This window comes from Paenibacillus sp. IHBB 10380, from assembly GCF_000949425.1.
In the GTDB taxonomy this organism is placed as follows: Bacteria; Bacillota; Bacilli; order Paenibacillales; family Paenibacillaceae; genus Paenibacillus_AQ.
The window spans coordinates 132,680-146,284 of sequence record NZ_CP010976.1 but is presented as its reverse complement, the minus strand read 5'-3'; the positions used below and the strand labels follow the sequence as shown (position 1 = coordinate 146,284).

Annotated in this window: 14 protein-coding genes and 1 pseudogene; all 15 read right to left on the bottom strand. The window is 42.3% G+C overall.

The window, feature by feature from the left end; translation table 11 throughout:
- Window positions 1-229 precede the first annotated feature (229 nt).
- The 15 genes and pseudogenes from UB51_RS00595 to UB51_RS00535 all read right to left on the bottom strand — a co-directional run bounded on the left by UB51_RS00595 (window position 230) and on the right by UB51_RS00535 (window position 13,551).
- Window positions 230-706 (bottom strand): N-acetyltransferase, encoded by a 477-nt coding sequence (locus tag UB51_RS00595; protein ID WP_044875614.1) that lies wholly within the window; start codon window positions 704-706, stop codon window positions 230-232.
- A gap of 221 nt (window positions 707-927) precedes the next feature.
- Complete coding sequence (locus tag UB51_RS00590) at window positions 928-1,140, bottom strand: hypothetical protein (protein WP_044875613.1); 213 nt, start codon at window positions 1,138-1,140, stop codon at window positions 928-930.
- 76 nt (window positions 1,141-1,216) lie between these two features.
- Window positions 1,217-1,309 (bottom strand): annotated as a pseudogene (locus UB51_RS28635) (GNAT family N-acetyltransferase); the annotation flags it as partial.
- A gap of 104 nt (window positions 1,310-1,413) precedes the next feature.
- Window positions 1,414-2,115: a stalk domain-containing protein gene (locus UB51_RS00585; protein WP_044875612.1), complete on the bottom strand. Its 702-nt coding sequence runs from the start codon at window positions 2,113-2,115 to the stop codon at window positions 1,414-1,416.
- 27 nt (window positions 2,116-2,142) lie between these two features.
- Window positions 2,143-3,348 carry a hypothetical protein gene (locus UB51_RS00580; RefSeq protein ID WP_044875611.1) on the bottom strand — a complete coding sequence of 402 codons (1,206 nt, stop codon included), beginning with the start codon at window positions 3,346-3,348 and terminating at the stop codon, window positions 2,143-2,145.
- Window positions 3,349-3,563: 215 nt separating this feature from the next.
- Window positions 3,564-5,096 (bottom strand): sensor histidine kinase, encoded by a 1,533-nt coding sequence (locus UB51_RS00575; protein WP_044875610.1) that lies wholly within the window; start codon window positions 5,094-5,096, stop codon window positions 3,564-3,566.
- A gap of 1 nt (window position 5,097) precedes the next feature.
- A complete protein-coding gene (locus UB51_RS00570; RefSeq protein WP_044875609.1) occupies window positions 5,098-5,790 on the bottom strand; it encodes a response regulator transcription factor in 693 nt (230 codons plus the stop codon).
- Window positions 5,791-6,115: 325 nt separating this feature from the next.
- Window positions 6,116-6,286, bottom strand: coding sequence for a dihydrofolate reductase family protein (locus tag UB51_RS26750; protein ID WP_082062958.1), 171 nt, complete (start codon window positions 6,284-6,286; stop codon window positions 6,116-6,118).
- A gap of 40 nt (window positions 6,287-6,326) precedes the next feature.
- A complete protein-coding gene (locus tag UB51_RS00565; RefSeq protein ID WP_044875608.1) occupies window positions 6,327-7,721 on the bottom strand; it encodes an MATE family efflux transporter in 1,395 nt (464 codons plus the stop codon).
- A 182-nt stretch (window positions 7,722-7,903) separates the two neighbouring features.
- Window positions 7,904-8,251, bottom strand: coding sequence for a hypothetical protein (locus UB51_RS00560; RefSeq protein WP_044875607.1), 348 nt, complete (start codon window positions 8,249-8,251; stop codon window positions 7,904-7,906).
- Window positions 8,252-8,483: 232 nt separating this feature from the next.
- Window positions 8,484-9,137, bottom strand: a complete 654-nt coding sequence (locus tag UB51_RS00555; RefSeq protein WP_052676094.1) for a M48 family metallopeptidase — start codon at window positions 9,135-9,137, stop codon at window positions 8,484-8,486.
- A 290-nt stretch (window positions 9,138-9,427) separates the two neighbouring features.
- The gene (locus UB51_RS00550) at window positions 9,428-10,477 is read right to left on the bottom strand and encodes an NAD(P)/FAD-dependent oxidoreductase (protein ID WP_044875605.1); all 1,050 of its coding nucleotides are present in this window, start codon (window positions 10,475-10,477) and stop codon (window positions 9,428-9,430) included.
- 20 nt (window positions 10,478-10,497) lie between these two features.
- Window positions 10,498-11,523 (bottom strand): FecCD family ABC transporter permease, encoded by a 1,026-nt coding sequence (locus tag UB51_RS00545; protein WP_044875604.1) that lies wholly within the window; start codon window positions 11,521-11,523, stop codon window positions 10,498-10,500.
- Complete coding sequence (locus UB51_RS00540) at window positions 11,520-12,539, bottom strand: FecCD family ABC transporter permease (protein WP_234405513.1); 1,020 nt, start codon at window positions 12,537-12,539, stop codon at window positions 11,520-11,522. The genes UB51_RS00545 and UB51_RS00540 overlap by 4 nt, the downstream gene beginning before the upstream one ends.
- Window positions 12,540-12,543: 4 nt before the next feature.
- Window positions 12,544-13,551: an ABC transporter substrate-binding protein gene (locus tag UB51_RS00535; protein ID WP_044875603.1), complete on the bottom strand. Its 1,008-nt coding sequence runs from the start codon at window positions 13,549-13,551 to the stop codon at window positions 12,544-12,546.
- Window positions 13,552-13,605: the final 54 nt, after the last annotated feature.

Genomic DNA, 13,605 nt, shown 5'->3' with positions numbered 1-13,605 from the left:
TTATGAGATAATCGTTTTTATGTAAGATAAATGCGGTTGTAATAATAATGATGTGATAACTACTATAAAACAAGGGACTATTTTACTGTTATATAGTAGTTCTGTATAATATTTCTACACACAATTCAGGTTATTTTGTCGAATATGGATCATCGGGCTGTTCGATCTTCGGTTCACAAATGAGAAGAGACTCCATCCAATTTAGGAGGGAGTCTCTTCTTACTATTACTTAATTATATGACATCCATAACGAATCGCCTACAACCTCAAAATCCTGCTTGTACCAAAAATTTCGTGATTTATCCATCGTATATACATACATTTTTTTATTAGGGTATTTCACTTTAAGCCAGTCTATAAAGAAAGCTGCATAACCCTTGCGTTCGAAATCTTTTAAAACATCCAGTACTTCTATAAATACAATATCTTTTTTGTTGTTAATATCAATATAGAAATCCTTTTCTAGATATCTCTCATCACTGCTGAAATAATCTTGTTCAGCCTTATGAACTAACTGTTTCCCACTTTGGTATTCCCAAATCACACCATACCCGACCATATGATCTTCATCTTCAATTACATATATTTCTTCAGGTAATTCCGAAATTTCCTTCTTACTCAATTCCCCTGCGTGATAACCAGATTGTAATTCGCTTAATATGGTTTGCATTTCTTTATCAAATGGTTTTGCGGTAATCGTGGGCATTTTCTATCTCCTTTTGCTATTTATAGCATGTATAGTCTCCAAAGAAAAAGAAGCAGGGTGTTATATCGTTCCCTACTTCTTATATTTTATTGTGCATGGCTATGTTCTTCAATCGTCTTTAAGACTAACGTATTCGTTACCTGTCGTCAATCTCACTATATTAGGCAAAAGAATATATAGTGTGAATAAATTTAATGGAGGATGACCTATACCATCATATGTTAAAAAGATAATTTTTTAACAATACCCAATCTCTTTATTCCTTCTGTGCCAGCCCATCCTCCCGCGCTTGCTAAGATAACATTATGAAAAATTTTCATAGCTATTGAATAAGTCAACGCTCCAATTACTATTTCCATAATAAAGATCCGTTTTATATCCGAAACCGTTATAACATACATTTTAAACTCATGATTATGAATCATTGGTTTCATGGTTCACCTCAATAGCGTTTATGTAACCAATATGCTTCTGTTAGGTTGTCTGATTCCTACTTCATCACTTTCTCGATCATTTTACATAGTCTTCTTTTAAAACGCTGTACATTTCTAAATCAACAACTCCTTTTCCTGACCATAAAGTGGCTTGTCTCAGCGTTCCTTCTAACTATTCTCTCTTATTCAACCAAAAAGCGGCATCCAACGAATCTACGTTGTTGCCGCTTTTAACCTTTTCATATCTTAATTTCTAATCTATATATTTGTTATTTACTTCAACTTAGCTACGCTTACCGCTACCTTCTCGATTTGGACCTTGCTCAAGGAATGATCTTCCGAGCTGATTGTCACGATCCGATCGTCAAGCTTGAAGCCTAACATTGGCGTATCACTAGGCGTATACCACTTTGCAACACTTCCATTAGATAGTTTAACAGTCTTGCTCTCATAACCGTCAGAGTAATCTCTCGGTGAAATCCTTACGGTCATATGGCTAAATCTCAGAGTCACACTATCATCCGAAGCACCAGTCATCTGATAGGTATCTCCTTTAATCATTTGTTGTGGAGCATATGCGGCCTGAAAGTGTTCAAAATTAGCAAACGCCTTATTGATCTCTTTAACCTGTTCCTTGCTATACTTCACCTCTGTTAAATTCACTTGCGAAGTAGTGTTTCCTGTTGACTGACTGCTTCCAATCAGCACCTGATCACTCTTGCTGTCATACGCAACAGGAACTTTCAGCGCATCCGCTATCGCTCGCACAGGTAGATAGGTCGTATTTTGATATGTGATTGGAGCTAGTTTTTTGCCGTTACTATCTGCTGGAATGTAAGCAGCTCCATTCACTTTAAACCCAATGCTATGGTTAAGATATGCCGTGATCTTCTGCATATTACTTCCTGCATATACACCCGCAGCACCCGATACAGTCATTCCTATTACGACCAGAGACATGATTGATTTTTTCATATTCTTCTTCCCCTTTTCATTAAACCGTTATTTAAAATCAATGACTTGTGTGACAATTAACGATGCCTTGTCTTCAATAGTGATGCCGAGCCGTTTGCCGGAAGGGCTCCAGCTTAGCGGATACTGTGGATTGTAGGACTGACCAACAGGCGAGTAGGACGGACCGATTGGAGATACCTTACCCGTAGCGGAGTCAAAAATAAATACTCCGTTCATCCCGCTCTTATCCGTGGTGTACACGTCAAAAGCTAGCTTAGATGAATCCGGTGACCAGGCTAGATAAGACATCATATCGCCTTTTGCAATCAAGGAACCTTGCAGACTGCCTACGGAATCGTAAATAAGCAACTCGGTACCAAGCTTACCCTGATCACTTACCGTTGATACTGCGATATGCTTACTGTCAGGTGAGATCTCGAAATCCCAGACTCCCTTGGCAAGAATGGTCAGTTGTGCCTTCCCCGGCTCAAAACCTTTTAAGTTATTCTTCAAATCCGTATAGTAAATACGGCCCTTACTCACACCAAATCGATTAAAATATTCGACGTCCTTATCCTCAAGTGCCAGCTTCGTGAAGGTGCCATCTGTGGCAATCTGGCGTATATCTCCGCGTCCTTTCATAGAACCTGCCGCGAGAATATACGAATCGTTATCCAACCAACCGCCCGTTTCCATATAGTTATCACCCTTCACGGCGATACTTTTACCTGTACTCAGGTTCTTAATAAAATTATCTGCTGTATACTTGTTCTTCCACTTCTGAATGAAGCTAAATTTACCGTCCGGTGATACAGCCTCCTTTACGATCTCTTGGAGCTGCTGCTGATTGTCCATTACTTCTCGCTGTTCCTCGGTACTTAGGTCAACGATTGACGTGGTGTACGAATATTTCGGTTCTTCTGTATCCGTCCCAGATTTCAACAGTTTCGTCGTATTAATTCTAACCTCATCGTCTGAAAGCCAAGCTTCGATATTGGAGCCTTCGAGACGATGAATCCGATCTACGGCCACTTCCTGATTATCTTTCTGTGCAGATCCTTCCACGACAGTAAGCTTGCGATCACGTCCGCCCGCTGTGCTTCCTGAACTGGTCTGCGTGCCTGCCCCAGGTTGGTTGCTGCCCGGCGTCACTGGGGTAACCCTCTCAGGGGATGACTGACAGGCCATTAAGGTAACCAAAAGGGCCATAACTAGCAAAAACTTTACACTATTCTTTCCGTTTATCTGTTTCATACAGGTCCTCCTGAGTTATCATTTCGATCAGGGAGCATACACTGCGAGCTCAATCAGCCTTGTAATGCTACCCCTTCTTCAAGCATCCCTGTTGACTACAGTATAGATTCAGGTTATTTCAAAAACATATCTGGCTTGTAAACAACTTGTAAACAATGTACCCCCTAATCAAAATAACTTAAGCAAATTAGATAACAATAAAACGAAACCCAGACTTAATTAGAGTCTGGGCTTTCATGTATAGTTAGAGTCCCCTCCGTATTTAGATCATATATCGGCAGGATGATTTCAAACCGTGAACCGTTCGGACCGGAATCGGCGAGTCGGATCGAGCCGTGCTGCTTCTCAGCCAGACTGCGTACGAGCGACAATCCGAGTCCCGTGCCACCATGCGCCCTAGACCGATCTCCGTTAACCGTATAGAAGGGATCAAATATCTGGCTCTGCGCATCAGCTGGAATACCGATGCCGGTATCCACTACCTCTATAATCATACAGTCATCACCGTTTGGATTCTTCAACGAATGGTTTGAGAGGGTCACGGCTCCTCCAGGTTTGTTATATTTTACAGCGTTATCTAGTAAATTAAGCACCATATGCATCATATTCTCAGGGTCAGCCCATACGGTCCCTTCTGTTAAATGGGCTTCCATCGTTACTGCATATCTCCCCGCCTTCGCCTGCAAGCGATTCACCGCTTCCTGAAGTAGCGGCAACACCTGAACAGCTTCCGCCTTTGTCTCGAATTCATAGATATCCATTGAGGACAACTGCAATGCCTTCTCTACAAGTCTATACAGGCGTTCCGCTTCCTTGCCAATCTGCGCTCTGGCTTCTTCCAATAGAGACGGATCATCACGATACATTTCCAGCAAATCTACATAAGCAAGAATCGATGTGAGCGGCGTCTTCAGCTCATGGCTAATGTTACCGATGAACTGCTTCTGCTGCTGTTCCAGTTCCTGTAACCGTGCGATAGCACCCAGCAGCTTCAGCTTCTCTTCCGTAAGCTGGCTGACGGAGGAGGAGATACTTTCGCTCATCTCATAAATCCCTTGTGCAAGCTCTCCAAGCTCGTCCTTCCTATGGACCTGAGGAGCAACGAGATACTTCCCTTCCCCGATCTCCTTAGCGGCTTGGTTCAATCTCGCAATTACATTCACCTGACGCCAGACATATAAGTATCCGATCAGGAAGCCCGCCACCAGAACCGCAGCCCCAGTTACGAGAAATAAATTCTGAATCCACGAATAAAAGGCATACTGTTCTGCAAGCGAATCATGAAACTGCACCGTTCCAAGTAATTCATCCGCATGATAGAGTGGGGCTAGATACAACAGCTGATCGCCTTCTGTTATATAGACAGACTGTCCTTTGGCTGTATAAGCCAAAGCGTCCTTAACATCTGTTCTAGGCTGAATCGGGAGTGAGGTGCCTGCGAATAAACCATCGGCTTTATATAAGGTGACCGCCAGGCCACTCTGTGCACCGAGATCAACCGCAAGCCGCTGACCGCTCTGTTGCATGAACATATCTGGCGTTATTCGTGTTCCGGTCAGAAATTCCTGCCTTACTCTCAAATTCGCAGCTGCTGCTTCATGAGCAAATGACTGTTCCAGACGATTACGCTGATCCTCCCGTATCCCCGTAAGCACCAAAGTGCTGAGTACAACCAGAACGGACGCGAGCAGTAAGGCAAGCAGCACAGCTACTTTCCCCTTCAAGCCAATTCGTATTTTCCTCTTCATACTATGGGGTCTCCGTGCTTTTGTATCCAATGCCGTATACCGTCTGAATCACTCCTTGCATCTCACCCAGCTTCTTGCGCAGTCTCTGCACATGGATATCCACCGTACGCGTTCCACCCGCAAAACCCATATCCCATACCTGCTCAAGCAGCGCTTCTCTGGAGTATACTCGCTCAGGATTACGCGCCAAAAGCACAAGCAGATCAAATTCCTTTGGCGTTAAGTCTAGCTGCTGCCCATCCAAACGAACCATGCGGCTAAACAATTCTATGGTGAGTCCCGCAAGTCTAATCAGCACCTGATCCTGAGAAAGGTGCCCCGAAGAATCACTTACGCGCCTACGTGATAATGCCTTCACTCTGGCGATGATTTCCCGCATATCAAAAGGTTTAGTCATATAATCATCAGCACCAAGCTCTAACCCTAGCAATTTATCAACAATATCGTTCTTAACGGTCAACAGAAGAATTGCCGGTCGTTGTTGCTGGTCTTCCAATTTGCGGCAGACGTCATATCCGCTTAGCCGCGGCATCATGACATCAAGTACCATCACATCGGGCTTGAACGTCTGCACACGGTCAAGTGCTTCTTGCCCATCTCCAACCATTTCCACCGTATAACCTTCTCTTCGAAGCGCATAAACTATGGCGCTCGCAATGCTAACTTCGTCATCTACTACGAGTACTTTCGTCATGGATTTATGCCCCCTTCACTTGCCTTTGTTTTTATATTTTGGATCATACCTTAAGCCCGTTCCGTTCTTGCCGTACCAAAGAGGAACAGTTCATTTTATAGCTCTCGCAGACTTTGTCAACGATGTTAACGTATCCAACCTTATATTTCAACAGGCAGTTAGCAAAGGCGGTTATCTTGCCACAACTGCGGGATTCAGATATTTGGAAAAGAAGAACTTTTCAAAAAATGCACCCCATGAATTTCATCAGTTGAACCCCAGAGGGTTCTCCAATGTCTATTCTATGGGGTGCACTTCATTCTACACTTTCAACCGATGAGGTTAATTAATCTTTTGCAGGATGGTAGGTATGAACAACAACGCCTGAACTGAATATCTTTGTATCAGCCAGTCTCAAGACCTTACCTATCCCGTCTCCGAACAAACGTTTTCCGCTACCCAACACAACGGGAAAGACCATGAGTCGATACTCGTCGATGAGATCAAGTTCTCCCATTATTATTGGATTCTACCTATTCGTTGTAAAGCTTCTATTGTTAAATCAGCTTGTGGGCATACCATTTCTCCCCTTTGAATCGCCATGCAAAGATCAATCCACGAACGCCCCATTCGGCGACCATGGCTACCCATACACCCATAATACCAAAATGGAGTGTAATTCCCAAAATATAGCCTAGTATCACACGGAACAACCACATAGTAAGCAAGGAAGAGATCGACGTAAATTTCGAATCCCCAGCTGCACGTAATGCCGATGGCATAATAAAGCTCAATGACCACAAAATAGGTTGTGCAATCGCTATTAATAAAATAAGTGCGAATATCGTGGGAATAATTTCTTCCGGCGGAGAGAACAATTTCACAATCAGCGGGAAGAATGGCAGTATTATTACCGTTGCGATCACGAAGAACACCGTAGAAAGTCCGATAAAAGATTTAATAAACTTCCTTGCATCCTGAATGTTCCTTCGCCCGATACACTGACCAACAACCGTTACAATGGAAATGCTCAGTGCATTCCCTCCAATTTGAAATAACAGCGATATGGAGCCACTAATCGCATTCACCGTCATCGCTATCGTCCCCAATTGTACAATAAACGTCTGCGTTAATAGCTTACCCCCATTGAAGAACATTTGTTCAGCAGCAAACGGAATCCCGATGAACATAATTTTCTTTAGAATCGAAAAATCAAGTCTCAGCGCATTTTTTATTTTGAAGCGTAACGTATGATTATATTTCAACAAATAGATTAAGGAAGTAGCCATTCCCAATATTCTGGCTAGAATCATAGAGATCACTAACCCCATGACACCCATATCGAAAACCGTGATTAACACGATATTTAAACACAAGTACGTTATATTCATAATTAAAGATAAACCCAAGCATGCCTTTGTCTCCGCAACACCTCGGAGTACGCCACTCACAGCTTGAAATATCGCAATGAATGGATAAGAGATACAACTGCCGATGAGAAAAATCTTGGCATTGTGGAATACCTCAGCATCAGCATTACCAAATAACAAGTTTAAGGTAGGCGTATGAAAAATGATAACGAACGTACTGATCAGTACAGATAATAACGCAACGGCGGATATCGCTTGCGAAGCAGCCTTTGATACCATCTCTTGATTCCCACTACCTTTATATTGCGCAACAATGACTGTACCACCTGTCGCCACAGCGACAAACACATTAACCAAGAAAATATTCAGCGAATCTACCATACTCACCGCACTTACGGCAGCAACCCCTGAGGAGCTTATCATCGCAGTATTCAGCAAACTCATCAGAATAATAAAAGCTTGGTCCACAAAAATCGGAATAATGATAGCGATAATTTGTTTGTAATCAATCGAGTCCCCTGTAAAATACTTATTTAGCAAAAAAACTGTTTTATGTTTAATACTCGGACTTATTCTATTCACCTTATATCACTTCTTCGGTTGAATTTTGTCAAAAGACATCGTTTGTCGAACTACTTCGCATTATACCACTCATAAAAAGAGTCTGCAGTGAAGACCAAAAAAAACGAACCCCAATGTTTCTGAAGTTCGTCTCTCTCAAAGATTAATTAATTTCCTTTTAGCCTATGTCGAACAAATAACTATCATATTTTATCCACTTGAAGCAGTGTGATGTTCTTAACCGAAAATGTATCTCTAATTCTATCTTCCGAGATGACATTTAATTTAATTAAGCTTGCGATCTTGGAGGAATCCGGCTTTGAGAGCATACGCCACACTTCGGGGTCAGGCAGTGATTCATAAAGCTTATGATCATCATATTCCTTCCGCTCTTGGCGGATAATCTTCACCTTATAACTTCCAACCTCAAGATCGGTCACGTCCTGCTCTGCACAATGGTTCAAAATCTCACTACGCAATTCCGTCAGTTCTTGCTCTGTCTCTTTCTGCTTTTGCTTCAGTTGATAGTAACGTTTTACTTTCTTGTCCACTGTGTTCACGCTCCTCTTTACAATATATCTATGCTGAGGAAGCTAGTTTAGGACAAGATATCGTGGACAGATCTGCAAAAAAAGAACGGTATCTTACCACTCCAAGTTACTCAAGGCTTGTGAGATTGGAATTTATTTATCACAGTAGCCCCACTTGCTATTACAATTCTGCATCGGCTCTGGCTTGCGTACAATGAAACCTCTCGCAGTATTCTCAAATTTAGCCTTATTTTTAAAGCGTCATAGAATGCCCATACCGTGCTAAAAATTTTTCCTTTTGTTTATAATCCGGCATAATACTTCCTACACGTCTCCAAAATGATCTATCATGATTTATATGAATCAGATGACATAGTTCATGGATGATCACATAATCTATAACCTCAATTGGGGCCATGGCTAGGCGATAATTAAAGGTTAGCTTTTTATCCGAACTACAACTTCCCCACTTGGTTCTAGACTCTACTACCTCAATGGTTTTGGGTTTTACTCTCAGTTGTATTTGATAACTTTTTATTCGTTCTCCTATAATCCTCTTACAGCTAGAGAAATAGAACTTCTTGAGATTTCTTTTGAGTTCCTCTTCCTCTAACTCATTTGTCTCTATTAATTCTTGAAGAGAGTACTCTTTTCCAAGATAAAGGAACTTGCCCTTATCATGGTACTCTTTTGTCTTCGGGGTTTCACGAACAGCTGCAATGTTATGTGATTTCTCAAGTATCCATTTCCCTTGATGTTCCATAGCGCTTATGATGATCTCTTTACTTGTATTTTTGGGAACTTTAACAGTTATGAGACCTAATGAATCTATATGAATTGAAATTTTCTTTCTATTTCCATATTGAACATTAAATTCTATTATATTATTTTCAATTTCAATTTTCATAGCACCCATCGTTTCTGTAAGGTTATTTCTGACCCTCATATCTTAATTTATTGTTATTAATAAATAATGTTTTGATACGAAAATAGGGAAAGGATTAAGGCAGAAGAGTTTGCCTCTTTCTCCTTGAATCTCTTCCCCTATTATATCACGTCTTTATTCATATTTTAGCAGGTCTTTATTTGTTCTAGCAGAGGTGTATTTATTGGTTACACTTTCTAACTGTGCCACGCACTCCACATGCCCAGTATGCGGGTCAATCTGGAACAAATACACTCCACAAAGCCAGACTTTTATTTCGTATACAAACTTTTCATCAGCTCGCGGTTTTTTTTCCTGAACAGGTCATTGTGCGAGGAAACCATTCCATTCGCGTTTGCATCCGGAGTCACGTATTGATTCGCTTTGTTCACAGCATTCGCAGCGTCCTGGAACGCCCCCGCAATCAGATGCAGCTTTCCATCATGGTGTAAAATATCGCCTGCTGCATAAATGCCTGGCATCGATGTTTCGCTCATCGGAGATCCTGCGATCCAGTAATCTTGGAGCTCAATCTTAACATCGCTGTTCGCAAGCAATTCTTTATCCCGCTCATAACCGTAATTGATAATTACCTCGTCTACTGCCAGCTCGAGCAACTCACCATCCTCATTCCTTTTCAGCACGACGGTCTCGATCCTTTCATGATCTGCGGCGGCGATAAGCTTTTCGACCGATGTGTTTAGCAAACACTCGACGGAGCTGTTCTCAAGGCGCGATATTTCGGCTTCATGCCCTTTTAGCGTATCTTTCCGATATGTCAAATACACCTGCTTGGCAATCGGCGCCAGCTCGTTCGCCCAGTCAATGGCAGCATTTCCTCCACCTGAGATCAGAACAGTCTTTTCTTTAAAGCGTGCAAGCGATTTTACGGTGTAATGCAAATTTGTGACCTCGAATCGTTCTGCGCCCTCGATTTCCAATTTAATCGGCTTCAGGATTCCCCCCCCAATAGCCAAAATCACTGTCTTGGAGCAATGCGTCTGGTTGGAGAGCGTGTGGATAACGAAGTGGCCTCCGTCATCTTTGGAAATGGACGTGACCTTTTCCCCAAGTACTACCTCCGGCTGGAACGTTAGTCCTTGAGCAACCATTTGTTCGATCAGTTGTGAGCCGGGAACAGGCGTCAGACCTCCCACGTCCCAGATCATCTTTTCCGGATAGACATGCACCTTCCCGCCAAGAATGGGCTGAAATTCAATAATTTTTGTTTTCATTTCACGCAAGCCGCTATAAAATGCAGCAAACAATCCGGCAGGACCGCCGCCAATAATCGTTACATCAAACAATTCCTCGTTATACATCGTCCAATCGCCTCACTTATTTAATTCTTTTTTTTAAATAGCAGATAAACGAAATAAGGTACACCGACAATAGAGATCACAATGCCTGCAGGCAGTTCAGCTGGAGAAAAAATCGTCTTTCCGATAAAATCTCCAACTAATACCATCAGCATACCGATTGCCCCACAGACAGGTACGATATATTTATACCGAAGACCAACTAACTTTCTAGCGATATGAGGAGCAATTAAACCAACAAAGCCAATGCTCCCTGATACAGATACACATGCGCTCACTAACCCGACACAGCATAGAAGAAATATCATTCTTTCCCGATTTTTATTTAAACCTAATCCGGAGACAGATGCCTCATCCAAATGCAATAAATTGAGTGTGTGCGATCTCCACCAAATGATCGGAATTAAAATGATGATCCATGGCAATAACGCTAATATCTGAATCCAAGTCGCATTATAAATGCTGCCAGCTAACCAAACCGTTGCCATTTCAAAATCTTGGGGGTCCATCTTTAATGAAATATACAGCGTCATCGCTCCGAATCCTGAGCTTAAGGCAATCCCCACTAAAATTAATCTTTGCGGATCAAGCACACCTCGATGCCGAGCAAAAAGCAATAACAGTAATGCCGCAGCCATACCGCCAAGCCAGCCAAAAATCGGCATCGTCATAATGGATAACCAGCTTGCGCCCTTCACCATGTCTTGGATAAAAAACATGTACAGAACAATCGCCATTCCGGCAGCTGAATGAATGCCAAGAATGCCCGGATCTGCCAGTTCGTTTCTTGTAATCCCTTGAAGGACAGCACCAGCAATTCCTAACGCAAATCCAACTAATGCTCCAATCACAATCCGCGGTAACCGAAAATCAAAAATAACCAGGTCATAATCTCTGACAGTCTGCACACGAAATATCGTCCTAAGAACATCCATCACCGAAATATCAAACGTTCCATTCGTTATGTTAACGTACATCACTACGATGGAAAGTGCCAAAGTCAATATTAATACCAATAAAAATCGAGCTTGCTGGCCGAACTTACTCAAGTGCCCCTTCCCCCTTTCGTCTTAACTAAATAAAGAAAGTAAGGAACACCAAACAAGGCAGTGACTACACCAATCGGCGTCTCGAAGGGATGATTCAAAAAGCGACTGATGACATCGGACCAGGCTAAAAACAACGCACCGAACACGGCTGTAAAAGGAATAATCTTACTATAGTTTTGCCCGACAATAATTCTCGTGATATGAGGGATGATCAAACCGATAAAAGCTATATTCCCAGCCATGGCGACCGAGACTCCTGTTAAAATCACCACGCTCAGCATCGTCAAAGCTTTCATAACGATAAGATTAACTCCCAACCCTTGAGCAACTTCATCCCCAAGAGAAATCGCCGTAATGGAGCGAGTGACAACAAAAGCAAGCAACAATCCAACAATCGCAAATGGAATCGACCATTTCATGAGCGTTGGATCCATTTGGTGCAATCTTGCGTTATACCAAAAGCTAATATTTTGCGAGACTTGATAGTACGTTGATAACGCTTGTGAAATTCCACTCAGAAAAGTCCCAATAATCGTCCCTAATATAGCCAAAGTTAAAGGCGTCATCCCGCTGGGCAACATTCTGGCTATTGAAAATACCAGAGCAGCGCCCAGCGCTGAACCGAGTAACGAGAACATAATAAGGGTCATAGAAGAAGCCGCCGGCAAGAAAATCATACATAATGTAATGACAAATACCGAGCCATCGGCCACGCCCATAATCGAAGGAGAAGCAAGATAATTTCTTGTCATCCCCTGCATTAAAGCCCCTGAAACCGCCATGAATGCGCCAATCAATAGCGCTCCGATCACACGCGGGAAACGCGACGTTTGAATGATTAAGTGATCCATATTTTCGGAATCAAAATGAACGAGGGCGTTCCACACTGTTGCATAACTGATAGATTTCGAACCATAAGAAACAGATACTACGATGGTCACACTTAAAAAAATGAGAATTAGGACAATCTGAACAACTCTTCGCCTTAATAACGAGCGCATTCCGTTCTGCTCCATTCCATTACTTATCCAGATGCTCTTGCACACTTTCTAGGAACTTGATGCGGCTGTAAGCAGGTCCTCCTTCCATAAGCGGATCCACCACGTTGACATATACATGATTGTTTTTAAAGGCATTGATATTTTGGATAATGGAATTGTTTTTCAGATCTTCGAAAGCATTTTGCGCATCTTGGTTTTCACTCGTAGAAAATTGCATAAATAAATAATCCGGGTTCATTTCCGCCAGCTGCTCGACAGAGATTGCTTCTTGCGTTTTCGCTAGGCTCACCTGCTGCGGAACCTCCAAACCAATTTCATCGTACAAGACAGGATTAAAGAATACATCTTTCGGGTAAACGAAAACTTGTGCCCCGCGAATACGAAGAGCGGCTACTTTTTTACCTTGAAGCTTGTCTTTCAGCGATGCTTTGATTGCTTGCGTATCTGTTTTGTATTTAGACAGAACCGCTTCTGCCTCTGCTTGCTTTCCAGTCAGTTCTGCCATTAGCTTAAGATTGGAATCCCAGTTGGTCGAAATGTGCGAGACTAAAATAGTTGGAGCGATTTTTTTCAATTTTACCAGCACTTCTTCCTGAAACTTGGTTGAACCTAAAATAACGTCTGGCTTCAATTGCAATATTTTTTCAAAATTCGGCTGTATTTTTTCGCCTATGGATTCCGATTTGCTAGTTACCGAAGCAAACATCTCCGGGAACTTCCCGCCGATCGAGCTAGCCCCTACAGGATGCACGTCAAGCACTACCGCATCTTCCATCGCTTCCATCGCGCCAGTAATCACAATTCTTTCTACATTTTGTGGAACAGTATATTTTTCACCGAGATACTCAATCGTTCTAGTTTCGCTTGTGCCCGTATTATCCACCTTATTTTCCTCATTGGGCTGTGCGGTTTCTTCGTTATTGGAAGGAGGAAGTGATTCCTGTTCACTCTTTTTATCTCCTCCACATGCAGTCAAAACAAGCAGCAATAATGCTACCAAACCAACTAACATAAACTTTTTATGCATTTTTCTCCTGAACCCCTTCCAAAAATGGTATCCCTATAATAATGATCAGTAATA

What these genes read in the sequence shown, in the direction of transcription:
- UB51_RS00570 (WP_044875609.1), bottom strand. Translation starts at nt 5,790, where the DNA reads ATGACGAAAGTACTCGTAGTAGATGACGAAGTTAGCATTGCGAGCGCC.
- UB51_RS00550 (WP_044875605.1), bottom strand. Translation starts at nt 10,477, where the DNA reads ATGTATAACGAGGAATTGTTTGATGTAACGATTATTGGCGGCGGTCCT.
- UB51_RS00580 (WP_044875611.1), bottom strand. Translation starts at nt 3,348, where the DNA reads ATGAAACAGATAAACGGAAAGAATAGTGTAAAGTTTTTGCTAGTTATG.
- UB51_RS00575 (WP_044875610.1), bottom strand. Translation starts at nt 5,096, where the DNA reads ATGAAGAGGAAAATACGAATTGGCTTGAAGGGGAAAGTAGCTGTGCTG.
- UB51_RS00595 (WP_044875614.1), bottom strand. Translation starts at nt 706, where the DNA reads ATGCCCACGATTACCGCAAAACCATTTGATAAAGAAATGCAAACCATA.
- UB51_RS00590 (WP_044875613.1), bottom strand. Translation starts at nt 1,140, where the DNA reads ATGAAACCAATGATTCATAATCATGAGTTTAAAATGTATGTTATAACG.
- UB51_RS00535 (WP_044875603.1), bottom strand. Translation starts at nt 13,551, where the DNA reads ATGCATAAAAAGTTTATGTTAGTTGGTTTGGTAGCATTATTGCTGCTT.
- UB51_RS00555 (WP_052676094.1), bottom strand. Translation starts at nt 9,137, where the DNA reads ATGAAAATTGAAATTGAAAATAATATAATAGAATTTAATGTTCAATAT.
- UB51_RS00540 (WP_234405513.1), bottom strand. Translation starts at nt 12,539, where the DNA reads ATGGAGCAGAACGGAATGCGCTCGTTATTAAGGCGAAGAGTTGTTCAG.
- UB51_RS00585 (WP_044875612.1), bottom strand. Translation starts at nt 2,115, where the DNA reads ATGAAAAAATCAATCATGTCTCTGGTCGTAATAGGAATGACTGTATCG.
- UB51_RS26750 (WP_082062958.1), bottom strand. Translation starts at nt 6,286, where the DNA reads ATGGGAGAACTTGATCTCATCGACGAGTATCGACTCATGGTCTTTCCC.